Annotated in this window: 23 protein-coding genes; 1 reads left to right on the forward strand and 22 read right to left on the reverse strand. The window is 61.9% G+C overall.

Annotation, left to right across the window (positions count from 1 at the left end; translation table 11 throughout):
* Positions 1–117 precede the first annotated feature (117 nt).
* From rlxS to NKJ11_RS27845, 8 genes are all read right to left on the reverse strand, one after another.
* Positions 118–2088 carry a relaxase/mobilization nuclease RlxS gene (rlxS, locus tag NKJ11_RS27810; protein ID WP_352794762.1) on the reverse strand — a complete coding sequence of 657 codons (1971 nt, stop codon included), beginning with the start codon at positions 2086–2088 and terminating at the stop codon, positions 118–120.
* Between the two features lie 187 nt (positions 2089–2275).
* Positions 2276–2962 (reverse strand): lytic transglycosylase domain-containing protein, encoded by a 687-nt coding sequence (locus tag NKJ11_RS27815; RefSeq protein WP_352794763.1) that lies wholly within the window; start codon positions 2960–2962, stop codon positions 2276–2278.
* On the reverse strand, positions 2950–3498 hold the full coding sequence (gene lepB / locus NKJ11_RS27820; RefSeq protein ID WP_352794764.1) for a signal peptidase I: 549 nt from the start codon (positions 3496–3498) through the stop codon (positions 2950–2952). The genes NKJ11_RS27815 and lepB overlap by 13 nt, the downstream gene beginning before the upstream one ends.
* On the reverse strand, positions 3495–3764 hold the full coding sequence (locus tag NKJ11_RS27825) for a helix-turn-helix transcriptional regulator (protein ID WP_352794765.1): 270 nt from the start codon (positions 3762–3764) through the stop codon (positions 3495–3497). The genes lepB and NKJ11_RS27825 overlap by 4 nt, the downstream gene beginning before the upstream one ends.
* Positions 3765–3933: 169 nt before the next feature.
* Entirely contained in the window at positions 3934–4257 is a 324-nt protein-coding gene (locus tag NKJ11_RS27830) for a DUF736 domain-containing protein (protein ID WP_023735798.1), read from the reverse strand.
* A 656-nt stretch (positions 4258–4913) separates the two neighbouring features.
* Entirely contained in the window at positions 4914–5138 is a 225-nt protein-coding gene (locus NKJ11_RS27835; RefSeq protein WP_352794766.1) for a hypothetical protein, read from the reverse strand.
* 283 nt (positions 5139–5421) lie between these two features.
* Positions 5422–6384, reverse strand: coding sequence for an ArdC family protein (locus NKJ11_RS27840; RefSeq protein ID WP_352794767.1), 963 nt, complete (start codon positions 6382–6384; stop codon positions 5422–5424).
* Between the two features lie 538 nt (positions 6385–6922).
* A complete protein-coding gene (locus tag NKJ11_RS27845) occupies positions 6923–7156 on the reverse strand; it encodes a helix-turn-helix domain-containing protein (protein ID WP_023735803.1) in 234 nt (77 codons plus the stop codon).
* A 104-nt stretch (positions 7157–7260) separates the two neighbouring features.
* Between NKJ11_RS27845 and NKJ11_RS27850 the strand changes: the two genes are divergently transcribed.
* The gene (locus NKJ11_RS27850; RefSeq protein ID WP_081731037.1) at positions 7261–7542 is read left to right on the forward strand and encodes a DNA -binding domain-containing protein; all 282 of its coding nucleotides are present in this window, start codon (positions 7261–7263) and stop codon (positions 7540–7542) included.
* Between the two features lie 94 nt (positions 7543–7636).
* On the opposite strand, the gene NKJ11_RS27855 is transcribed toward NKJ11_RS27850, so the two are convergent.
* The 14 genes from NKJ11_RS27855 to NKJ11_RS27920 all read right to left on the reverse strand — a co-directional run bounded on the left by NKJ11_RS27855 (position 7637) and on the right by NKJ11_RS27920 (position 21773).
* A complete protein-coding gene (locus tag NKJ11_RS27855; RefSeq protein ID WP_352794768.1) occupies positions 7637–9547 on the reverse strand; it encodes a putative bifunctional diguanylate cyclase/phosphodiesterase in 1911 nt (636 codons plus the stop codon).
* 294 nt (positions 9548–9841) lie between these two features.
* On the reverse strand, positions 9842–11023 hold the full coding sequence (gene ubiM, locus NKJ11_RS27860) for a 5-demethoxyubiquinol-8 5-hydroxylase UbiM (RefSeq protein WP_352794789.1): 1182 nt from the start codon (positions 11021–11023) through the stop codon (positions 9842–9844).
* Positions 11024–11440: 417 nt separating this feature from the next.
* Positions 11441–11557: a cbb3-type cytochrome oxidase assembly protein CcoS gene (gene ccoS / locus NKJ11_RS27865; protein WP_084025756.1), complete on the reverse strand. Its 117-nt coding sequence runs from the start codon at positions 11555–11557 to the stop codon at positions 11441–11443.
* A 165-nt stretch (positions 11558–11722) separates the two neighbouring features.
* Positions 11723–11983, reverse strand: coding sequence for a BON domain-containing protein (locus NKJ11_RS27870; protein ID WP_352794769.1), 261 nt, complete (start codon positions 11981–11983; stop codon positions 11723–11725).
* A 135-nt stretch (positions 11984–12118) separates the two neighbouring features.
* Positions 12119–12394 carry a CBS domain-containing protein gene (locus tag NKJ11_RS27875; RefSeq protein ID WP_352794770.1) on the reverse strand — a complete coding sequence of 92 codons (276 nt, stop codon included), beginning with the start codon at positions 12392–12394 and terminating at the stop codon, positions 12119–12121.
* Between the two features lie 66 nt (positions 12395–12460).
* Positions 12461–12631, reverse strand: a complete 171-nt coding sequence (gene ccoS, locus NKJ11_RS27880; protein ID WP_023762793.1) for a cbb3-type cytochrome oxidase assembly protein CcoS — start codon at positions 12629–12631, stop codon at positions 12461–12463.
* A complete protein-coding gene (locus tag NKJ11_RS27885) occupies positions 12628–14916 on the reverse strand; it encodes a heavy metal translocating P-type ATPase (RefSeq protein WP_352794771.1) in 2289 nt (762 codons plus the stop codon). The genes ccoS (NKJ11_RS27880) and NKJ11_RS27885 overlap by 4 nt, the downstream gene beginning before the upstream one ends.
* Positions 14913–15410, reverse strand: a complete 498-nt coding sequence (locus NKJ11_RS27890; RefSeq protein ID WP_352794772.1) for a FixH family protein — start codon at positions 15408–15410, stop codon at positions 14913–14915. The genes NKJ11_RS27885 and NKJ11_RS27890 overlap by 4 nt, the downstream gene beginning before the upstream one ends.
* On the reverse strand, positions 15407–16966 hold the full coding sequence (gene ccoG / locus NKJ11_RS27895; RefSeq protein ID WP_352794773.1) for a cytochrome c oxidase accessory protein CcoG: 1560 nt from the start codon (positions 16964–16966) through the stop codon (positions 15407–15409). The genes NKJ11_RS27890 and ccoG overlap by 4 nt, the downstream gene beginning before the upstream one ends.
* 129 nt (positions 16967–17095) lie before the next feature.
* Positions 17096–17959 (reverse strand): cytochrome-c oxidase, cbb3-type subunit III, encoded by an 864-nt coding sequence (gene ccoP / locus NKJ11_RS27900; RefSeq protein WP_352794774.1) that lies wholly within the window; start codon positions 17957–17959, stop codon positions 17096–17098.
* 2 nt (positions 17960–17961) lie between these two features.
* Positions 17962–18111 (reverse strand): CcoQ/FixQ family Cbb3-type cytochrome c oxidase assembly chaperone, encoded by a 150-nt coding sequence (locus NKJ11_RS27905; protein ID WP_023735812.1) that lies wholly within the window; start codon positions 18109–18111, stop codon positions 17962–17964.
* 11 nt (positions 18112–18122) lie between these two features.
* Positions 18123–18854 (reverse strand): cytochrome-c oxidase, cbb3-type subunit II, encoded by a 732-nt coding sequence (gene ccoO, locus NKJ11_RS27910; RefSeq protein WP_023735813.1) that lies wholly within the window; start codon positions 18852–18854, stop codon positions 18123–18125.
* 11 nt (positions 18855–18865) lie between these two features.
* Positions 18866–20476 (reverse strand): cytochrome-c oxidase, cbb3-type subunit I, encoded by a 1611-nt coding sequence (gene ccoN / locus NKJ11_RS27915; protein WP_352441140.1) that lies wholly within the window; start codon positions 20474–20476, stop codon positions 18866–18868.
* A gap of 550 nt (positions 20477–21026) precedes the next feature.
* A complete protein-coding gene (locus NKJ11_RS27920) occupies positions 21027–21773 on the reverse strand; it encodes a Crp/Fnr family transcriptional regulator (RefSeq protein WP_023735815.1) in 747 nt (248 codons plus the stop codon).
* Between the last annotated feature and the right edge of the window lie 53 nt (positions 21774–21826).

A 21826-nucleotide genomic window follows, 5' to 3' on the forward strand; every position in this document is an offset into this window, starting at 1 on the left:
TACAAAATGCAGAACACTGACTCTCCGCCAAATGAATGCTGCGAGCAAGCAGCAGGCGGAGGAACTCCGTGTGGGCTGAGTACCTGTTTCAACGCGGACAAATAAATTGTAGCCAGTTCACGAAACGCCGGGCCCGCTCCTCTGGCGTCCGATCGTCCAGGAAATCCCCTCGGCGCGCACCACGCCAGACACCTCCTTGCCGATATGATGCTCAAGCACCGGCCGCCAAGGCACCAGCGTGAACTCGCGCGATTTCGCGATGACACCGTATTTTCCGCCGGCGAGCTCGACGCAGCAGCGCAGCGTACCGTCTATTCGATTGCCATGCTGCGCTTCAGAATACGAGAGCCCGAGTTCGTCCGAGAGCTGACTGGCAACACGGTTCAGCTCTCGTTGGCGCAGCATTGAAAGCATGTTGGCGCGATAGATGACCCGATCCTGCGCATCATGGGCAAGACCTTGCGCGATCAGCCACTGCTGTCGGCAGGCCTGGACCTGACGTACTTCGCGACCGAAGCCAGAGTCGCGCAAGGACTCAGGGTGGGCTGATACCAGCTCCTGGTCGATCCAGGTGGCGCCGTCGAAGCCTACTTGGCTCTCCAGCGGCATTGATGAGAGCTTGTCGACGACAACAGGCTGGGCCCTCGCTCGCTGACGCTCGTAATCCGCGACGCGGTTGAGATGGTCGGGCGCGACTGTCCATGTGCCGTCCGGCTCGCGCTCGACGCCACCGGTCGCACGGCGGATCGCCTCCAGTCGCCGCACGTGCGTTTCGGCAAAACGTTCGGTGGCCGAGGGGTCATGCTTGAGATGTATATCGATGCTGTAGCGCCCGTCGTTGACCGATGCGATGGCGGCAATTGTGCGGTCGACTTTTCTTGGCCCGGTGTCCCTCGGCCTGACCCGCACTATGCAGCCCTCTGGTGTCGGTTGGGTGGCCTCGCCTTTGCCGATATCAAAATAGTGGCTTTTGCCGTCCACGCCGTCGACGACGAGGTAATGGCGGTCAGTGATTTCGTCGGCCAGCCCGCGCCCGACGACACGTCCGACCACGGTTTGAGCCGACCCGTCGCATCGATCGTGGATAAGATGGTCGGCGGCACTGCGGACGAGCCCCTTGCCGGTCAGCTCGCGATGGATGGTCTTGACGATGTCGCCGCGCGCGCCGATGCGGCGTAGCGTGGCTTCGAGCTCATCCTCCAAGCGCCAGCGCCCGGCAGGCATCTCCTCGGCGAGGCCCATCCGCTCGAGCTTGCGCAGGCGGCCCTGGTGCAGCGTCTGGCGAAAGGTGTCTCGGCTGGCCGGTGAGACACACCCCTCATCGTCGCGCATGCGCATCAGCTGCCGGTCGATGCTGGTGAAGCGTTCCTGATCCATCTCCTGGCGCAAGCGCTGCTCGATCTCGCGGTCGGTGCGCGGGCCAAGGTCGAGGCTAACCAGTTCGGCTGCGCGCTCGCGCAAGCCAGAGGAGATGTAGTCCCGCGCTATGACGAGGTTCTCGCCGTGATCATCCCTGCCGCGCACGATGATGTGGGTGTGAGGATGGCCGGTGTTGAAATGGTCGACGGCCACCCAGTCTAGCCTGGTGCCGAGGTCTTCTTCCATTTGCGCCATGAGGCGCCGGGTGAGCGGCTTCAGGTTATCATAATCGATTCCGTCTTCAGGGGCGACGATGAAGCGGAACTGATGACGGTCACCGTTCGAGCGATCGAGAAAGGCCCTGCCGTCCGCGTCGTCATTGTCGGCAGCGTAGAGCTCGCCACGCTCGCCTTCCCGGGTGACGCCGTCGCGCTGGAGGTAGCGGAGGTGCGCACGAGCGCCGTCGACTCCCTTGCCGGCCAGCTTGACGATGCGTGCCTTGACGACTGCGCGCCGCTGCCGAAACGCCGCGTGGCGGTCGCGCGGTATAAGAACTGCGGCAGCAGCCCCGCCGCGCCCCACCCGGCTTCCGATGAAGCGGCTGCCGCGTCCGCTCCTGCCGCCTGCTCGGTTGACCGCGGCCTGCACCTGGCCAGCGTAGCGTTTGCCCGCCTTCGAGCCGCGCGACCCAATTTTGCCGAGCTTCGGCGTGAATTCGTCATCCTGCATGCGGCCTCCGATGAACGAGCAGCAATTTCAGAGGCTTGCGCGCCAGACCCTCCTGGACCCGGAGGCAACCTCCTGGGAAAACGATGTGCAGACAAACACTTGGCCGCCTCCAGGAGGCGCTGCCTTTATCTTGCCTTCCGCGCACCTGCCCCCCTGGCCCCCGCCCGGACCACGGTAGCCGCTGCCCTCACCTGCGATCCGGCCGGCCTGATCTTGCTCGCTCCGATCCGAGCGGCACCAGGAGTTGGCCATTCGGGCCGGTCACGGAAACACCGTTTCGGAGAAAAAACAGCGACTGCCCGGACGGGATTCCCGGCGCGCTTTTGGAACGGGATTTGCCGGTGAGCGCGTCCATATCGGCGGCCGAAATGCCCGCCGCCTTGATCTCTTCCAGATACGAAACCGTCTCGCTGGGCAGCGGTTGCCCGCGCTGCAAATGCTGCTCGTAGCGCTCCGGCCCGGCGTTATAGGCTGCAAACAGGCCTGGAAATCCGAAGCGGTCATACATGGCGCGCAGATAGGCAGTGCCTGCCAGAATGTTGTCGCGAGGGTCGTGCGGGACGGCTCCCAGGCCAAGCTCTGCGCGCAACTCCTCGTAGGTGGCTGGCATCACCTGCATGAGGCCAATGGCGCCGGCGCTCGACGTGACCGGCCGCCCATTGAGCGTCGTCTGCCCCCGGCTTTCGGCATCCATGACGGCATAAATCCAGGTCTGTGGAATGCTGAAACGCCGGCTTGCTTCGGCTACGAAGGGCTGCCATCTTGCAAGCTGCGGACTATAGGAGATGACGACCGGCTTCGTGTTGGTCGCGGCGGAACAGGAGCATGGTGCGAGACACGCCATGCTCAGCATAAGGAGGGTCACTCGGTCCATAGCGGCACGAGCCTCCCGATGATGTTTTCGGCCGGCACCGGCCCGAAATAGCGGCTGTCGAACGAGCGATCTTTATCGCTGCCGAGCAGGAAAACCTCGTCGGCGGCGAGTTTTCGGCATGCATTCCACCAAGGCAGCGGACGGTGCTGCGTGTCGGTTGCAAGCCGGCGCGCGGCTATCTCGCCGCCGATGATGATGGCGTCGCCGAAGGTGCAGACATGCTCGCCGGGCAGCGCCGCAAGGCGCTTGACCAGCGGCACGTTGCTGGGCAGATAGAAGCGTTCGGCGGCGAGATCGGCGACCGGTCTTGGTGGGCGGACGAGTACGAGATCACCACGAGCGGGCGATCCGGATGCGGCGCGATAGAGGCCGACCGGCGCACTCGCCGAGGCGTTCCAGACCAGCCAGGGCGATGGTTTGCCGAAGGCGGCGAAGCCGATCAGGCCAAGGCCGATTGTGGCAACGACGATCGTCTTGCGGGCTCGAATGCGCCGCAGATGGCTGCCGATCAGACGGATGGTGGGACGCCGGCTCATGAGCGGCCTCCCTCACCGGCCGAGCCGGATCCGTGCGCGCCATCCTCGGGCGCGGTCTCCTGCGCGTGCCCCTTCGACCAGTCGTCGAGTTCGTCGATGTGATAGCGGACATAGCGGCCGTGCTTGCGGAATTGTGGGCCACCGCCTTTGAGGCGCATCTTCTCCAGCGTGCGCTGGGACAGCCCGATATAGAAGGCCGCCTGCGCGGTGTTGAGAAACGGACTGCCCTTCTTGGCGCGGGCTGCGCGTTCGTTTTCGTCGTCCATGATGATCCTCGGTTCGTTACGGGCAAGCGAGGCGAGGATCGGCGAGCGAGATCGTTTTGGGGACGGGCGAAGAGTGGGGGGCGAGTTTTCGCCGCCCCTTCGGCGGCCTCACGGGTCCTGAGAGAGGCCCTGCGCCGGTGGGCGGCGCAGGGCTTTGCGGGTCGGCCGGTCAGTCGACCGGGTTCCAGATGATGGCGTAAGTGTCGTCGTCATCCTGGCCGGCGGCGCGGCCCAGATTGGCGTAGAGCTTGCGCGGGCCAAACTCGGGGGCCGCAATCGACAGGCTCACATAGTCCTTGCCGGAGGTCTCGCCGGTGCGGATCCAGGCCGCACCCACTTCGACCCCTTGCGTCAGCACCCGGTAGTCCGGATGGGTGTCGGCGCTCTTTGCCTGATTGGGCACGATGTCGATGTCGGCGCGGACGCTGAGCGTCTTGAGCTGGCCCTTGTAGCCGCCGTTTTCCTGTTTGGTCACGTATCCGATTGCGGTCATTTTCAGTCTCCTCTTGGTGCTCGCAGGGGACCATTCCCCTGCGATGGCGGACCGTGATGGGCGCGTCCGGACCGCCGGAACCGGCACGGCCGCAGCGATAGCGGAGGACCCGAGCGGGGAGCTTTTTTGAAGCGAAGCGGCGCGAGGAAGCCGCCGCAGGCGGCGGGGAAAAAAGCTGCCGGCGAGGGTTTCGGGCCGGCCGGATCCGCCCATAGGTCGTCAAGCCAGGCGCAGGGGAATGGTCCCTGAGACACAATGGAGACAGGTTGCGCGATCGGGGGCACAATAAGCAGGCGGCACTATGCAGGGGGCCGGCGGCGCAGGCTCTCTCGGCAACCGGATGTACAATTGGCCCCATGCGCCTGGCGCCTCAGCAAGCAATCCGGGGCGGTGCGGGGCTGCCGAAATGGGGGCGAATTGGCGTTGGAATTTATCGCACGCGGCACTGGCTCGGCAAGACGATCAATCGGAGCCGGCGCGGCCCGGAGCGGCGCGCGCGTCCTCAGCGGCAGTACTCGAGAAAACGCCGCTCGGGCCGTGATCGACTATTCGCGCACGAACAGCGACTGCTTCCTTGCGCACAGATCGGCGAATAGGAAGCCTCGCGGCTGGTGTAGCTTTCGGCCGGGAATTTCACCCAGCGCGGCAGCCAGGTCTCAACCTGAAGCGGCCATTCTCGACGCCAGGGTAGTCTCGGTTTGGGACTCGACCTTCCAGGCGAAATTGCTGTCGGCGACATGCTTGAAGCCGATCTCGGTGAGCATCGAATCGGCGATTTCCTCGTCGCGCAAGCGATCGAAAAGCCATCGTCCGGTTGCCGCCATATGCCCACGACGCGCACGAGATTGTCGTCGCAGAGCGCCCACCTTGCGCGCGAACATGCCGGCGGCAGCAAGGGGTCGCGATTGCCGCCGGCCACCACGCTATTCTCGGTCCGGTGATCCGAGCAGGGCCAACAGCTTGTGCCGCATTTGCCGAATGCGGCGTCAGCCTTGCAGCCGGCAAGGCTGGCAGTCACTGTCTCGTTGGCTGCGCGCTGCGGCTCGGGGCGCACCTTGGCGATGCAGATCGGCATAGTTCAGCATCGGGCCGGTGAGTTCCGGCGCCGTCAGAAATGGGCATCTGCTCGCTTTGCGGCGTCGGCCAGTTGAGCATGGTGCATCGTCATGCCGCAATCCCTTCTTGCGCCTCGCCTTCGGCATCGGCCTGAAGGCCAAGCAGGAAATCGGCGGCCTTCGAAGCGAGGCTGGCGGCACGGAATATAGCGCGGTTGTCCTCGCGCAGCACCTTCAGCCATGAGCCGATGTAATCGGCGTGACGCACGGTCGGCTCGATGCCGAGATTGCTGCAGACGAAGGCGGCAGTGATTTCGGCGACCAATTCTTCACGCGCGTAAGCCTTGGAGCCGAACGAGCCGGAGAGGTCGCGACCAAGCCGCGTCGGGTGGCCGGTCCAGTGGCCAAGCTCGTGAAAGCAGGTCCGGTAATAGTCGATCTGCTGGTGGAACGCTGGTTGCGGCGGCACCTGAATGTGGTCGCTGCCCGGCATGTAGAAAGCGCGATCGCCGCCGACCCTGAAATCCGCACCACTGGCGCGAATCAGCGTTTCGGCCTGCGGCACGATCTCGCACTGAGGCAGCGGCTCGGCGGGGGCATGGAGGTGTTCCGGAAGATTGTCGCACTGCGCGACATTGAAGACGGTAAAGCGCTTCAGAAAAGGCACGGCCTGTGGTGCATCGCCCTCGTGGCGTGCGCGCTCCTTCTCGTCCTTGGGGACAAAGCGGTCGGCATGCACGATGGTCGTGCCGCGCTCGCCTTTCCTGACATTGCCGCCCAGGGCAAGCGCCTGCCGGAAGGTCAGCCAATTCTGGCTGGGATAGCTGCGCTCGATGACGGCGCCCCACAGGATGAGGATATTGATGCCGGAATAGCTGCGCCCCGTGGACGCATTCCTCGGCAGGCCGAGGCCTGCTTTTGCGCTGCCCCATGGCTTGACCCATGGCACGGTACCGCGCTCCAGCTCGGCAATGATGCGGTCGGTGATCTCCTGATAGAGGCTGGCGCCCGGGCGCCTGCCCTTGCCTGCGCCAGCCTCTCCGCTGGTGGTACGCTTGCTGTTTGCACGCATGTGTTATCCTCCGCTCACCAATCGCCGCGCCTTTCCCCGGAAGCGGGGTGGGCGGCGAGTCGCGACCGGAAGGGCCCGCCCAGTAGGCGGAACGCATCCGAAGGACCGTAACGAAGAGGAGGACCCTGAGCGGCACGCGAAGGGTTGCGGGCTGCCGCAGCGGGTCTAGAAGGGAGTGCCGCCCGCCCCGCGCCACCGGGAAAGGCCAACAGACAAACCGCGCCGCCCGCAAGGGCGGCGGCCGTCACAGCCCGAAGGGCTGCCCACGCCAAGGGGCGAAGCCGAATGGCCGAGACCGCCTGAGCTTGCCGAAGAAAAGCGGGCTCGGTTCACGAGCACCTGGTGCGCGTCGTCAGGCGCGCGGGCGCGCGCCAAGTTTTTTCGCACATGGTCAGGCGGCGCAGTTACGTCGAGAAACCCGACGGCATCGGCGCCGTGCGCGCGGCTTCCTCCGAAAACCAGCGCTCGCCTTTCAACAAATTGAGGCATTGTCCTAGACAATATTCCTGTCCGGATCATGATAGATGCGGCGCGCCCGCTAGGACCGGAGGCTGGACAGAATCTCGCACGGATCAGCGTCAATGGCCGCAGTTATGTCGAGAAACTCGATGACGTCGAGACGCCGCTCTGCGCCCTCGTACTTGGCCACGAAGGATTGGGGACGACCAAGCTTGTCAGCCAGCTGCTCCTGGGTCAGGCCTTTGGCCTTGCGCAGCGAAACCAGCTGGGCCAGAAACCGCTGGTGGCGGGGCGATCGAAGGGATTTGGGCATGGAGGCGAACCGGTCGGGTAAAGACCGGATCAGCGACTAATCCCGGTTTCGGATTATCCCATTTTGGGATATACTGCGTGCGCTCACAGGCGAGGTTCGCAGGCATGAATGGACCAATGGGAACAGATGAGACTCGAAGCTCAACTTTGAGCGATGAAGTCCCCTGGTCGGAGAACCTCACGAGCTACGACAGGGAGCATTTCACGATCTACCTGCGGATCCTGGATGCCTGCGCCGACAATGCCAGCGAAAAGGAGATGGCCGAGCGCATTCTCGGCATCGACCCGTCCATTGACCCGGTCCGCGCCCGCAAAGCTCTTCGCAGCCATATCGACCGTGCGAACTGGATGGTGACGACCGGCTACAAGGAACTGTTCGCCGGCTGATGCACAACGCCCACTGCCACGTGTTTCGAGCAGGCAAGTCTCTGTAGCCAAATTCGGCAGCGCACGGCCGCGACAGCCGGCGCGGCGGGAGCGGTCACAACTGGTTCGCGTGCTGTTTGACTGCCATTTCCAGTGCTTGCATCGAAGGCACAGCCTTGGAGAAGAGGAAGCCCTGAGCGGTTCGGCAGCCAAGCTTGTGCAGGGTTTGCCGATCCGCCTCTGTTTCGACGCCCTCGGCCATGACCTCGATCCCGAGCATGTCACCGAGTTCGATGACCGATTTGACAAGCAGTCGGTCCTCTCGGGACTTGGCCAGGCCGCGAATGAAGCCCTGGTCTATTTTCACCTTGCGTATCCGACGGTCCTTGAGAGATGCCAAGGTAGAAAAGCCGGTGCCGAAGTCATCGAGCGCGATGGAAATACCGGCATGTGAAAGCCGTCCGAGCTTTTCATCCACTCTGTCCGGGTCCACCGGCGATTCTTCGGTAATCTCGATTTCGAACATCGTCGCAGGCAGGCCTCTTGCCGCCAGACCATCCAGAACCATGTCGTCGATATCGCCGGCTTCCAGTTCGCGAGGGGAAACATTCATCGCCACACGAATGTCACGACAGTCAGCTTTCACCAAGCCGTCGATAAAAGCACAACAGTCGGCGAATACGGTTTGCGTCAGCAGCTGAAGCATTCCGGTTTCGCGTGCGGCCGTGATGATTTCGGGTGGAGAGATGGCACCATGCGTCGGATGGGACCATCTCAGCAAGGCTTCAAAACCGACCACGGTCTCGGTTTCGAGTTTCACGATCGGCTGGAACCAAGGTTGCAATCTTCCCGTCTTTATCGCCGAATGAAGATCCCGTTCGATCGACTGGCGACGTTGCAGTTCCCTGTCGAGTTCGGCATCGAACAGGCAAAATTCGTTCCTGCCATGGCGCTTGGCCGTATACAGGGCGATATCCGCCCGCAACAACATTTCAGTCAGGCTCGGCGTCTGCGCCAAGTATATCCCTATCGATGCCCCGACCCGAACGGACGCGACCTCGATATAGGGGCGAGCAATTTTGGCTATGATATTGGAGGCGAGATCACTGGCAGAAAGCGAAGCTCTCGTTGAGGGAAAAACCAGCACGAATTCATCGCCGCCGATACGAGCGAGCGTTGAGCCTTCGGGTGCTTCCTGCTCTATGCGGCGGGCGATCATGACAAGCAGTTCATCACCGGTCCTGTGACCGTAGGTGTCATTGACAGATTTGAACCCGTCCAGATCAATCAGCATTGCCACGAAGGGGCCATCCGCGGTCTTGAACCGACCGATGGCGTGTTCAAGGCCCCGCCTGTTGAGAAGGGCGGTCAGATGGTCCTCCCTGGAGTTGCGCTCCATTTCCGACGCAAATCGCTCTGCCTCATGTCTCAGGCGGCTTGCTTCGCGGAAGCGCGCCTGCCCAACAAACGAAGCTCGGACCAAGCCGCCCATGAAGAGCAGAACGGTGAAAGCCAGAATGTAGCGTTCAAAATTGCCTTTCGCCAAAAGGCACGCCACCGTGATGAGGAGTGGAGGTGTGATGAAGCTGGTCGCCGCCGCGGCATACGAACTGCCATATGTAACCGCACCAGCTGAAATGCCCGCCAGTATGACCAGATGCATCGGTGCTTGTGGTGTTGTGTATCCAACAGTCAGCACGGCCGGGAAGGACCATGCAAACCCTGCCAGAAGGGCAAGGACGCCAAACATGCGAAGGCGCGGCAAAACGCCAAGCAAATCCTGATGGCGCCCCGTTTCCTTTAGCTGAAAACGGGCGAGTGCAAGCCGGGCGGCATTTAGCGCATTGACGACCAGGAACCAGCTGGCAGCGGCAAAGCCGCCGCCAGAAAGGGCCTGCACCGCGCAAATCAGGCCTGACAGGATCGCGCTTATCGGCATCGACACGAAGAGCCCGGCCCTCAGGTCAGCAAGCTGATCCTGACGGATTTTGGCCTCCAGCGATTCTTCTTCCTTTAGGGGTGCCATGAATGGACCAGCTTGCTTGCGTCGTTGTTCGCGAGGACCAAACCTATGCAAGCCCACTGAAGGACGGGTTAACTACCCAGCGAGGGTAACCAGTGCGCTCACCATGCTTCGGGTCACACCTTTGGCTTAGCATTGCCGAATCATCAAGGCTTCGCCCGCGCGCGTGCCTTGATCCGAATCATGCCATGATCGGCAACGTCACCAGGAGACAGCCTTGCCCCTCGACGACGCGCGCCAGCAAGACAAGGAAGCCTCGCCGAGACAGCGTTCCAGAGCGGCAGCGCTCTGTGCGATTCACCGCCTGAGCATGGCCGAAATGCCATGGCGGACAAAGGGAAGATGTTGGGCAAAGCGGAGCCCAGCATGTCTTGCAAGCCGTGCCGCCGAGTGCTCGCTTGAGTAGAGACCGACAAGCATGTTGGTGGCATGATAGAGCGGCCCCGCCGACAGCCGCAGCCGGCTTTCGTATCTGCCGAGCATGTCGGGATCGGCAATGTCGCGGCGGGCGCGACATGCTGTCAGTATTTTATGAGCGAGTTGCTTCTGGCCGCTGAGGCCGATGTTGAAGCCATGCGCGGTCACCGGGTGCATGCCAATGGCAGCGTCTCCGATCAGTGCCGCACTCGGAGCCGAGAACTTGTGCGCCCAGGTCGTGACCAGCGGATAGGCATGGCGGGTGCTTGCCAGGGTCATCTGCCCGAGGCGTCCTCGACACCGGTTCATCAATTCCATGCGGAACAATTCGTCGTCGAGAGCAAACAGTCTGTCGGCCTCGCTTGAGCGCAAAGTCAGAAGCAGCGACGACACGCCTTCCATGAGCGGCAACATCGCTATGGTCTGATGGTGGTCGAACCATTCGACCGCGATCTGGTGATGGACGCGCTCGTGCCTCACTCGGCAAATCAGCATGGAGTGGCCAAGCGGATGGATGTTGGCGCCAATGCCGAGCAGGTCGCGCATCGGGGACAAACGCGAATCCGCTGCTACGAGCAGCCGAGCGGCCAATTGCCTGCCATCAGAAAGCGTTATGACCGCCTCGTCTTCGCTATTTGTTGCATTGACGACCGAGTTGCCGCACAGCAGCCGGGCATGATCCTGGAAGTGGACAATTTTGAACAGGGCATCGCGGATCCGACAATTTGGGACCAGAAATCCGAGTGGTTCCCCAGATCCGCTGGGAGCATCGAAGCTCAGGGCGAAAGGGCTGGATCCGTTGAGCACGCGCGCGCCATGAAGCGGTGATTTGTCCGATGCGGGGATGGCATCCCAGGCGCCGAGCTCGCGAAGGATTCTCACTGATGCGTGGGTCAGCGCGATCTCGCGACCGTCGAAAGCCGGATTCGCCAGGCTGTCGAGCGACTGCCGTTCAACCACTGCCACCTTGAGTCGGCTCCAGGCGAGCGATGCTGCGAAGGCAAGTCCGACCGGACCAGCTCCGACGACAATGATGTCGAATTTGTCGACATAGCCGGCCATCAGCGTGCCGCCATAGCGGCTATCTTCGACACGAAGCGCTCTTGAAGCATCGCAATCACCCACGGTTTGCCGCTCATCTCCCCAACTCGATAGACATGCGTTCTCCGTTGGAAGCCTGGTCAATGAAACCATGCCGATGAAGAGATAACGCTGATCTGGATCAACCAGGCTCGACAAACCCGTCAGCGGCGGGTTCACGGTCGAGTGGTCGATTGCCGTGAAAACGTCTCCATGTCTGGGCATTCTGAATGGTCGGCTTCCCAATCGCGTGCCCCTCCTGGCCAAAGGCTCGGCAACGCATTGTGGCAGATCCGTTCTTCGCACCGCGCCGATATCGTCATGACGCGGGCAATCGCCAGCAAAGATTCGGTCGACTGACGACCAGCATCCGCACAGTCGTTGGCGCCGCCAACCGGTTCAGCCTCGCGGCTCTTCCCGATCGATAAGGACCCGCTCGGCGGAGCCGTCGAGATCTTCGTATTGGCCGCTCTTCAAGATCCACAGGAAGCCCCGGTCCAAGCCCCACCAAAACAGGCAGCGGCCACCGCATTTCCGTCTGGACGGGCGTCTTGCTGCCGACAGCGTGCTCTCCTAACGCGCTAGACGCCGAAGGAACTCGCCGACGGCCTCATGTCCAAGTGATGTGGGAAGGGAGCAGAACCAAAGGGACTCTGCTTGGCGTCCCCGCTTTTTTCGCAGCTATGAAACCATCACTGAGAACGGATCCGTACTGAGGAGGAGGCGGTCCTTGACTTGCCCGACGCCGGCAACCTTCTCAGCCGCAACGATCGCTGCCTTCCGCTGACGCTCGTCGACAATCGCCCCATTCAGTTCGACAAGGCCGTCGCTGACCCTCACATCGATCAAGTCACCACCGCTCCAGGTTTGTGGCTGCAGTTCGGCAAGGATAGCCTTGCGGATCAGTTCGTCATCGGGTGGCGTGGTTCCCTGTTTCGGCATGGCGGATCAGGACAAGCAGCAAATCAGTTCGCGTGATGATGCCGACGACCCTTTCCCGAATCGACAATCGGGACATTGTTGTGCGATGTTGCATCATCAGGTCGACAGGAGGCGCCGAGATGACGTGTGTGGTCATCACCTGATGGATGATCCGTCCATTCGAGCGCACACATAGTCATTGGCGGTTGTGCCCGGGCCAAGATCAAGCTCCAGCCAGCGCGGACGCACACGCTGGGTTCCGAGTTCCTCTCGGCGCAAGAAGTCGCTTTTGCTTACAATGCCAACAAAGGTGCCGTCGCTGGTCGTTACTGGCAGGCAGCTGACTTTGCTTGAAAGCATGACCGCTTCGGCGATCGTCGCGTTCGCATGCGTCGTGATGACTGGCTTTGTCATTAAGGATTCGGCTTGCATCCTCACCCTCCTGATCTTTCGTCGGACGACGATAGGACATCCCGACCCGCGGCGCGTTGATCTGAGTCACTTGGAACGAGTGGCATTCTCCGCGCCGTCGTCGCTGTCGATGAGAATGCGCTCCGCCGCGCCATCGAGATCCTCGTACTGGCCGCTTCTCAACGCCCAAAGGAAGCCGGACAGGCCGAGTGCGCCAAGGAATAGCGCTACGGGGATGAGGTAGACGAGCGTCGTCATGACGATTGAGCCAAGGCGCCGGCCCGCGCGGGCCTGTCTTGCCGCGCAATCGCGGACGACGCACCCGTTGCGAAGCCTTGCAGACGCATGGCATTTCCAACCACGAGCAATGACGAGGCTGACATCGCGACCGCGGCGATAAGAGGCGTAACATGGCCCAGAATGGCGATCGGCACGGCAACAGCATTATAAACGATCGCAATTGTTATGTTCTGTCGGATCAGGCTTCCCGCCTTGCGCGATACTTCAACAGCCAGCGGGACCGCCAAGAGGCTTTCGCGCAGGAATACGAAATCGGCCGCGTTGCGGCCAATGTCGGCGGCGGTGGCAGGAGCGATCGAGACATGCGCAGCGCTCAGCGCCGGCGTGTCGTTGAGACCGTCGCCAACCATCAGAACCCTGTGTCCGTCTTTCGCCGCCGTCTCAATGCGTTCGACCTTGCCGGACGGCAGCAGGCACGGAATAAAATTGTCGATACCCAGCATTTTTGCAACTTCGCCGCAGGCGCCCGCGGTATCGCCCGACAGCATTTCCACCGACACCCCAGCATGGGTCAATTGCCCGATCGCCGCCCTGGCGTCGGCGCGCAGCGCGTCCTCAAAATCGAAGGTCGCGACAATGAACCCGTCTTTTGTCAGCACCGTTCCGCCATAGCCATGTCTGCCTTCGCCGCCGGTGCGGGCCTTCCATGCAGCCCATCCGCGCCGGCCCAGCCGCCAGGTACTACCGGCGGCTGTGGCTTCGATCCCGAAACCCGGGTGCTCGGTGACGGCATCGAATTTGTGCTGCCCGCCAAGGCGGGCAAAACCGGCTATGGCCTTTGAAAACGGGTGACGCGAGTGCGCAGCCATGTCTCCCGCGATTGCCAGCATGGCCGGATCAATCGAGTCCGCATTGACCAGCCGGGGCTGGCCGAGGGTGAGCGTTCCGGTCTTGTCGAACACCGCTCTATCAATCGTCGCCAGGCGCTCCATGGCCGAACCGTCCTTGACCATGATGCCGCTCTCGAACAGGCGCCGCGCCGCGACCACCTGAACGATCGGCACGGCGAGGCCGAGCGCGCACGGGCATGTGATGATCAGAACGGCAATGGCGATGGTTATCGCCCGGTGCCAGTCGCCGGTCGCCGCCATCCAGCCAAGGAAGGTCGCGAAGGCGGTCAGATGAACCACCGGAGCATAGAGCGCCGAAACGCGGTCGGCGATCCGGCGATAATGCGCGCGGCCGCCCTCTGCGGACTCCATCAGCCGAACCATTTCCGCCAGGAACGAATCCTTCGCGGCGGCGGTCGCCTCGATCGTCAGCGGGCCGGTTAGGTTGAGGACACCGGCCTGCACGGCTTCACCTGCCGCTACGTTTCGAGGCGTGCTCTCGCCGGAAACCAACGAGCAGTCCAGATCCGAGGCCCCTTGAATGATCTTGCCGTCGACGGGGATTCTCTCGCTGGCAGCGATCAACAGCAGCATGCCGGGTTCGATCTCGCCAACCGGCAGATAGTCGCGTGCACCATCGCCGCGCAGCACCATGGCGCCACGTGCGGCCAACTGGGACAGGCCTTTCACGGCGGTCCGGGCACGTTCGCGCATGACATGATCCAACGTGCGGCCGATCAACAGGAAGAACAGCAGCGACACCGATGCATCGAAATAGGCGTGGTCGCCATGGGTGATCGTCTCATAGAGGCTCATGGCGTAGGCGAGGGACACCCCGACCGCGATCGGCACATCCATGTTCATGCGGCCGTGACGCAGCGCATTCCAGGCCGAGCGGAAGAAGATGCCGCCGGCGAAGGCGAGTGCAGGGATGGCGATAAGCGCCGAGACCCAGTGGAACAGGTCGCGGGTAGCGCCTTCAGCACCGGACCAGACTGAGACCGAAAGCAGCATGATGTTGCCCGCCGCAAAGCCAGCGACAGCAACGGCGCGGATCAGCTCGGAGAGTGTCTTGTCCTTGTTGTCGACCTCGGGGTCGAACAGATGCGCCTCGTAGCCCAGCCGTCCCAGCGCGGCGACGAATGGTGGTACCTGGTTTCCACGCCAGCGGACCGCGACCCGCTTCGTCGACAGGTTGACACGAGCGCTCTCCACTTGATCGAGCTTTCCCAGTGCTGTCTCGATCGCCTGGATGCAGGCCGCGCAATGAACCGTGGGGACCGAAAGATCGGTCTGGCGGAGATCATCGCCAAGCGATCGGCTCGCCAGCCTGATCTCCTGGCTGGACGGCAGGACCGATCCGGCGTTGACCAGATCAAGCGCCATTTCGGCGCCCGGTGCACAACAACTCATTGCAGCGCTCCATTGGAAATCATGATCCTGCGGACGTCGCGATACGGTTTGTCCAGACCGGCGTCGGCGTCGACTTCGACAATCCAGACGCCGTCCTTCGGCATGTGCTGGGCGGCGAATTCCTGGCCCGAGGCGGGTGCGAGGGTGACGGACTTGTCCTCCTTCTCGTATGCGGGATGGCGAAACAGCACCTTCACGCCATGCAAGGGAACCGGCTTGCCGGCGGCGTCGGTGAGGCCGTAGCGGACTTCGCCCGATGCAATGGTCAGCTTGCCGGTCCAGCCAAGGGCTGCCTGCGCGCGCCCCTCCTCGGCCTTCCTGTTGAACTGCTGGCTCGCCACATAGGTGTTTTCGACGACCAGGCCGGTCCAGCTCGTGTTGGCAAGCGTCGCCATGGTCAGATTGACCGCGATGACCACACCGAAAAAGGCCAGGATGATGGCCAACATGTGCCTGCCGGTGAATTCGCGGGTTTTTTGTGTTCTGGCGCTCATCTGGCAGTCTCCGGCGCGTTGAAGGTGGCGGTGTACTCGTTCGACTCGAAGCTGGCTCTGTCCTCGACGCGGAACTTGAAGGTCTGTGCCGGAGCGCGGATCTGGTCCGCCGGCTGGCGAACGAAGACCCTCAGCATTTTCAGGCGGTCGGGTTCGACCGGAATGGCGACAGAACGGCCTGCGGGGATGTCGTCGCCGACGACGACCATGTCAGCGCCTTCAAGGCCCTGCATGGTTACGACGATCGTCCTCGGCTCGGGGATCATGTTGAGCAGCTTGACGGTGTAGCCGTTGCGGATCGAGCCGTCGGAGAGCGTCACGAATTGTGGATTGCGGTCGTGCAGGACATTGATTTCGAGCCGGTCGCGCGTCAGCAGCGAGTAGAGGAGGCCCAGGCCGATCAGCGACCACATAGCCATGTAGACATAGGTGCGTGGCCGAAAGATCTTGCGGATGTGGAAATGCGCCACTCTGTCCGAAAACAGGCCGTCATCCGTCCTGACCAGCGCCGGATTGACTGAGCTGGACCCGCCTGCAGTCGCCAGCATCATGTTGGCGTTGTAGTCGGAGAGCGTCGCATAGGCGATCAGCCCACGCTCCTTGCCGAGCTTGTCCATGACGCCGTCACAGGCGTCGATGCAGAGCGCGCAAGTGATGCATTCGAGCTGCTGGCCATCGCGAATGTCGATCCCCATCGGGCAGACCGCGACACAGGCATTGCAGTCGACGCAGTCGCCCACGAGCTGGCCTGCGGCCAGCACCTTCTTGGCGTGGCGCGAACGCGGTTCGCCGCGCCAGTCATTGTAGGTGACAGTGAGGGAATTTTCATCGAGCATGGCCGCCTGGATGCGGGGCCACGGGCACATATAGGTGCAGACCTGTTCGCGCATCAGACCGCCGAACGTGTAGGTGGTAGCCGCCAGAACCGCGACGGTGATGTAGGCGACAGGCGCTGCCGTGCCGGTGAAGAGTTCGCCGAGCAGCGTCGGCGCGTCAGCGAAATAGAAGATCCAGGCGCCGCCCGTCAGCGCGCCTATGGCCAGCCAGATGGCGTGTTTCGATACCCGCAGCACGAGTTTGCGGGGGGTCCAGAGACCGGCATCAAGCTTGATACGAGCGTTGCGGTCGCCCTCTATCGCGCGCTCGACGACCAGGAACAGGTCGACCCATACGGTCTGCGGGCATGTGTAGCCACACCAGGCACGGCCGACAGTCGACGTGATCAGGAAAAGACCGACGCCGGCCATGACCAGAAGGCCGGCGACATAGTAGAACTCCTGCGGCCATATCTCGATGAAGAAGAAATAGAAACGCCGGTTAGCGACATCGAGCAGCACGGCCTGGTCCGGGCTAAACGAGCCCCGATCCCAGCGCAGCCACGGCGTCAGATAGTAGATGCCGAGCGTGACCGCCATCACCAGCCATTTGAACTGGCGAAAGCTGCCCGAGGCCCGCTTCGGGAAGATCTTCTTGCGCGCAGCGTACATTGGCTGACGCACCTTGGCGGAGTTGACCGGCGTGGGTTCGATCCTTTCTATTTGCGTGTTATCAAGCACGAGAAGCTCCAGTCACCAGCGACGATTTCGCCGGAAACCGACTCATCGGTTCTGGATGATGCCGAGGCCCGGCTTGCGCCGGGCCTCGTCGCTTGGCGGGAGGGGGAGGACGAGAATAGGCTTCTGCTCCTATTCTCCGCCGCCAAGCGAATGGATGTAGACCGCCAGTTCCTTGACCTTGGTCTCGCCGAGGCGCGCGCCCCAGGCCGGCATCACGCCCTGTTTCGGCGCGGTGACCTGGGCGGCGATGGCCGCTTCGCCTGACCCGTAGAGCCAGATGGCGTCGGTCAGATCTGGAGCGCCGAGTTCCTTGTTGCCTTTTGCATTGTCGCCGTGACAGGCCACGCAATTTTCGGCGAAGACCTTGGCGCCGGGCGCGACCAACGATTGATCGCCGACAGTGCCGGACAGGCTGGCAACGTAGGCGCTGACCTGTTTGATCTGATCGGCGGTGATGATGTCGCCAAAGGCCGGCATTTCCGACAGGCGCGTAGCCGGGTCGGAGGCTAAGCGGATGCCATGAGCGATCGTCTGCTGGATCTGGTCCACCTCGCCGCCCCACAGCCAGTCGTCGTCATTTAGGTTCGGAAAGCCCTTGGACCCCTGGGCGCCGGAACCGTGGCACTGCACGCAATTGACCTTGAACGCGGCGGCGCCGGCAGCGACGGCGAATTCGCGCAGCGTGTCATCCGCAGCAATCTCCGAAACACTTTTCGACTCTATTGCGGCGACATATTTGCCCTTTGCCGCTTCGGCCGCGGACAACTCGTTCTTGACTTCGTTGCGGCTGGAATAGCCAAGTACGCCCTTTGTCGCGGAGTGCAACAGCGGCCATGCCGGGTAGGCAATTGTGTAACCGATCGCCCAGACTATGGTCATGTAGAAGGTGATGACCCACCAGCGCGGGAGCGGGTTGTTGAGCTCGCGAATGCCGTCCCACTCATGACCGGTCGTCGAGATGCCGGAAACCTCGTCAATGTGATCGCTGCTCATGATCAGTCCTCCTTCAGAGGAATTTGAGCTGCTTCGCCGGCTTGCCTGCGGCTGCCGGGGCGAAGTGCAAAGGCAACGGATCCGATGAAGAAAAGAGCGATGGCAAGCAGGCCCCAGCTGTCAGCAAACTCCCGCATGAAATTGTACGTCATCGCCATTGTCCTCAGCGGTAGCCGGCGGTCTCATCGTAGTTCTTGAAATCGACAAGCGTGCCGAGCATCTGGAGATAAGAAACCAGGGCGTCCATTTCGGTGACTTGCTGCGGATCACCGTCGAAATCGCCGATCCTGGCCTTGGGGTAGCGGGCCTCGAGGCCGGACGTGTCGGCATTGGGATCAGCCTGCGCCATCAAATCAGCATTGGCGTTAGCGACCATGTCGTCGGAGTAGGGAACGCCGACGCGCCTGTTGGCAACCAGATGCGTCGAGAAATCCTTCACCGCGATCGGCGTATCCTTCAGAAAGCCATAGCTCGGCATGATGGATTCCGGCACCACGGAACGAGGGTCCGTGAGGTGCTCGACATGCCAAAGATTTGAGTAGCGATCGCCAACCCGAGCGAGGTCCGGTCCGGTGCGCTTCGATCCCCACTGGAAGGGATGATCATACATCGACTCGGCCGCCAGGCTGTAATGCCCATAGCGCTCGACCTCGTCACGGAACGGGCGGATCATCTGGCTATGGCATAGATAGCATCCCTCACGCACATAGATGTTGCGCCCGACGAGTTCGAGCGGCGAGTAGGGCCGCATGCCTTCGACCTTCTCGATCGTGTTGTCGAGATAGAAGAGCGGCGCGATCTCGACGATGCCGCCGATTGTCACGACCAGCAGCGACCCGAGGAGAAGAAGTGTAGCGTTCTTCTCGATGACCGCGTGTCTGTTCATCAACCTCATTTTCTGTCTCATCATCGCGCAAGCTGGAGGGCGGGAACGGAGCCGGGCATCGGATCCTCCTCGCGCCGGTAGCCAAGGATGGTCATGGCGATGTTCCACGCCATGATCAGGGCGCCGGAAAGGTACATGGCTCCGCCGATGGCGCGCATGATGTAGTAGGGGTGCATGGCGGCCACGGTTTCGGCGAAGGAGTAGACCAGGAAGCCCTGCTCGTCGTATTCGCGCCACATCAGGCCCTGCATGATGCCGGACACCCACATGACCGACGCGTAGACAACGATGCCAAGCGTCGCCAGCCAGAAGTGCCAGGTAACGAGGCGCAGCGAGTAGAGCCGTTCACGGTTCCACAGCTTCGGCACCATGTAATAAAGCGCGCCGAACGAGATCATGCCGACCCAGCCGAGTGCGCCCGAATGGACGTGTCCGATGGTCCAGTCGGTATAGTGCGACAGCGAGTTGACCGTCTTGATCGACATCATCGGGCCCTCGAAGGTGGACATGCCGTAGAAGGCGATGGCCATCACCATCATGCGGATGATCGGATCGGTGCGGAGCTTGTCCCAGGCGCCCGACAGCGTCATCAGGCCATTGATCATGCCGCCCCATGACGGCATCCACAGCATGATCGAGAACACCATGCCGAGCGTCTGCGCCCAATCGGGCAAGGCGGTGTAGTGCAAATGATGGGGTCCAGCCCAGATGTAGAGAAAGATGATTGCCCAGAAATGGACGATCGACAGCCGGTAGGAATAGACCGGCCGGTTCGCCTGCTTGGGTACGAAATAATACATCATGCCGAGAAAGCCGGCGGTCAGAAAGAAGCCCACGGCGTTGTGGCCATACCACCATTGCGTCAGAGCGTCCTGGACCCCGGAGAAAGCCGAATAGCTCTTCGAGCCCAGGAAGGAGGCGGGCATGGAGAGGTTGTTGACCACATGCAGCATCGCGATGGTGACGATGAAGGACAGGTAGAACCAGTTAGCGACGTAGATGTGGGGTTCCTTGCGCTTCAGGATCGTGCCGAGGAACAGGATGAGATAGGCGACCCAGACAATGGTCAGCCAGATGTCCACATACCATTCGGGCTCGGCGTATTCGCGGCTCTCGGTGATGCCGAGCAGGTAGCCAGTCGCTGCCATGACGATGAAGAGCTGGTAGCCCCAGAACACGAACCAGCCGAGATCGCCGCCGAACAGCCGGGCGCGGCAGGTGCGTTGCACGACATAGAGAGACGTGCAAAGCAGCGCGTTGCCGCCGAAGGCGAAAACGACTCCCGACGTATGCAGTGGCCGCAAACGGCCAAAGTTGAACCAGGGCTGGATGTTGAGATCGGGATAGGCAAGCTGCAGCGCGATGACCACGCCGACAAGCATGCCGATGACACCCCAGAACATGGTGGCGATGGCGCCATAGCGGATTGGCCCGTCCATGTAAGCGGACGGGTCGATCGGCGCGGCAGGCTTGAACTCAGTGTTGCGCAACAGGATCGCAGTGAAGCCAGCCAAGGCGAAGAACAAGACCCACATATGCTGGCGAAAGGGTTCATCCACCCCAGCGCCAGCGGCCACCAAAGCCGCGAATGCGAACAGGCTTAGAAGCACGATTTCTTTGCCGAATTTCATCGCAAGCCCCGATTTCCAATTCCGGCGGATGCCAAACCGCGGTGCCTTATTGCGCAGCCGTCGCCTGCTCGCCCTGATCCATGTCAGAGCCGCACCATTTTGCTTCGAGCAGCATCGAGTTCGGTGCGATCAGACTGTGTCGAATGTGGAAGTGCAGCACCGGCCGACGGTTTATGGACAGGCCCGGCGTCCCCAGTCGGGGCCCGGGTAGGAGGCGACCGCGGGCGTTGGGGAAGCGCACCTTCTGTGACGCTGGTAAGCAGGCCGATGCCTTACCGAACGTCGATCGTTTCAATGCCTTGGAACAGCCAGCGCCAGCGTTGCGCTGCCTTCGCGACATTTATAGTTTGGGGAGACGGCGATTTTCGCCTGCGTATGAGGCATATTGACTTCGGCCAAGTGTGGATGCTTCGCCGACGAGCCGAAACGCAACTGGCGTATACGATCGGATGGAGAACGGGCTGTCGCTACGCGATGTCTTCTGAGCCCAACGCGAGCATGCCCTGCCCCGAATGAAGTAAGTGGCGTGGGCCATGCAGCTCCGTGTCATTCAAACGGCTATTGCGCCTCGGCCGCCGCAGCGCCGTTCCAGCCGGCTCATGCTGTCCACGGTGACGCGGCGGTTGTTCTCGATCCGAATCACGCCGTCCATTCTCAGGCTGGTCAGCTGACGGCTCACGGTCTCGTTTGTGATGCCAAGGAAATCAGATATGTCGGCACGCGTCATCGGCAGCTCGAAGCATGCCGACATAGCCGCCGGGTCAACATTGGAGTCGATGTTCCGGGCAATCATGAGGAGAAAGCTCGCCACCTTCTCTGGTGCGGTCTTGCGCCCCAGAGTCACCATCCATTCGCGGGCCTCGTCAAGTTCGTTCAGCGCCTGCTTGAGCAGGCGATGCACAAATTCGGGTGACTGCTTCATCATCCGTTCGATGGCCGCTCTCGGAAACGAGCACAGCGAGACAGCTGTTGCCGCTTCCGCATTGATCGCACTTTTCATCTTGAAGGGCCGTCCCAGAAAATCCGGCGCGAACTGGAGACCGACGATCTGCTGGCGGCCGTCCGAAAGGCTCTTCGTGAGCTTCACCACGCCTGAAAGCACGTTTGAATAACAGTCCACCGCCTCGGCGTCGCCGATCAGTTCGACCCCCGGCTCGATATTGTGCCGCGACGACGTCTTGGCGAGCTGAGCCAAATCGTCTGGCTCGAGCGCGCCACAGACACCGCGGCGCCGTGCCTCGCAAGGCAGGCAAAGAACGGGAATGCCGGAACTGTGAATATCCTGCCGTAATGTCATTCGATCGCTCTACCGGTCCAGTGCGGGCAGGATAGCAATCCACGGTAGAAAAA

Origin of the sequence: Mesorhizobium sp. M0243, from assembly GCF_040321775.1 — a bacterium.
Lineage (GTDB): Bacteria > Pseudomonadota > Alphaproteobacteria > Rhizobiales > Rhizobiaceae > Mesorhizobium.

Coding starts and splice junctions, on each gene's coding strand:
- NKJ11_RS27815 (WP_352794763.1), bottom strand. CDS start 2,962: ATGGACCGAGTGACCCTCCTTATGCTGAGCATGGCGTGTCTCGCACCA.
- NKJ11_RS27870 (WP_352794769.1), bottom strand. CDS start 11,983: ATGCCGAAACAGGGAACCACGCCACCCGATGACGAACTGATCCGCAAG.
- NKJ11_RS27845 (WP_023735803.1), bottom strand. CDS start 7,156: ATGCCCAAATCCCTTCGATCGCCCCGCCACCAGCGGTTTCTGGCCCAG.
- ccoP (WP_352794774.1), bottom strand. CDS start 17,959: ATGAGCAGCGATCACATTGACGAGGTTTCCGGCATCTCGACGACCGGT.
- NKJ11_RS27835 (WP_352794766.1), bottom strand. CDS start 5,138: ATGTTCGCGCGCAAGGTGGGCGCTCTGCGACGACAATCTCGTGCGCGT.
- NKJ11_RS27840 (WP_352794767.1), bottom strand. CDS start 6,384: ATGCGTGCAAACAGCAAGCGTACCACCAGCGGAGAGGCTGGCGCAGGC.
- ccoS (WP_023762793.1), bottom strand. CDS start 12,631: ATGACGACGCTCGTCTACCTCATCCCCGTAGCGCTATTCCTTGGCGCA.
- NKJ11_RS27855 (WP_352794768.1), bottom strand. CDS start 9,547: ATGGCACCCCTAAAGGAAGAAGAATCGCTGGAGGCCAAAATCCGTCAG.
- NKJ11_RS27885 (WP_352794771.1), bottom strand. CDS start 14,916: ATGAGTTGTTGTGCACCGGGCGCCGAAATGGCGCTTGATCTGGTCAAC.
- ubiM (WP_352794789.1), bottom strand. CDS start 11,023: ATGGCCGGCTATGTCGACAAATTCGACATCATTGTCGTCGGAGCTGGT.
- NKJ11_RS27905 (WP_023735812.1), bottom strand. CDS start 18,111: ATGACGTACAATTTCATGCGGGAGTTTGCTGACAGCTGGGGCCTGCTT.
- NKJ11_RS27825 (WP_352794765.1), bottom strand. CDS start 3,764: ATGGACGACGAAAACGAACGCGCAGCCCGCGCCAAGAAGGGCAGTCCG.
- NKJ11_RS27875 (WP_352794770.1), bottom strand. CDS start 12,394: ATGCAAGCCGAATCCTTAATGACAAAGCCAGTCATCACGACGCATGCG.
- lepB (WP_352794764.1), bottom strand. CDS start 3,498: ATGAGCCGGCGTCCCACCATCCGTCTGATCGGCAGCCATCTGCGGCGC.
- NKJ11_RS27920 (WP_023735815.1), bottom strand. CDS start 21,773: ATGACATTACGGCAGGATATTCACAGTTCCGGCATTCCCGTTCTTTGC.
- rlxS (WP_352794762.1), bottom strand. CDS start 2,088: ATGCAGGATGACGAATTCACGCCGAAGCTCGGCAAAATTGGGTCGCGC.
- NKJ11_RS27850 (WP_081731037.1), top strand. CDS start 7,261: ATGAATGGACCAATGGGAACAGATGAGACTCGAAGCTCAACTTTGAGC.
- ccoO (WP_023735813.1), bottom strand. CDS start 18,854: ATGAGGTTGATGAACAGACACGCGGTCATCGAGAAGAACGCTACACTT.
- ccoN (WP_352441140.1), bottom strand. CDS start 20,476: ATGAAATTCGGCAAAGAAATCGTGCTTCTAAGCCTGTTCGCATTCGCG.
- NKJ11_RS27830 (WP_023735798.1), bottom strand. CDS start 4,257: ATGACCGCAATCGGATACGTGACCAAACAGGAAAACGGCGGCTACAAG.
- NKJ11_RS27890 (WP_352794772.1), bottom strand. CDS start 15,410: ATGAGCGCCAGAACACAAAAAACCCGCGAATTCACCGGCAGGCACATG.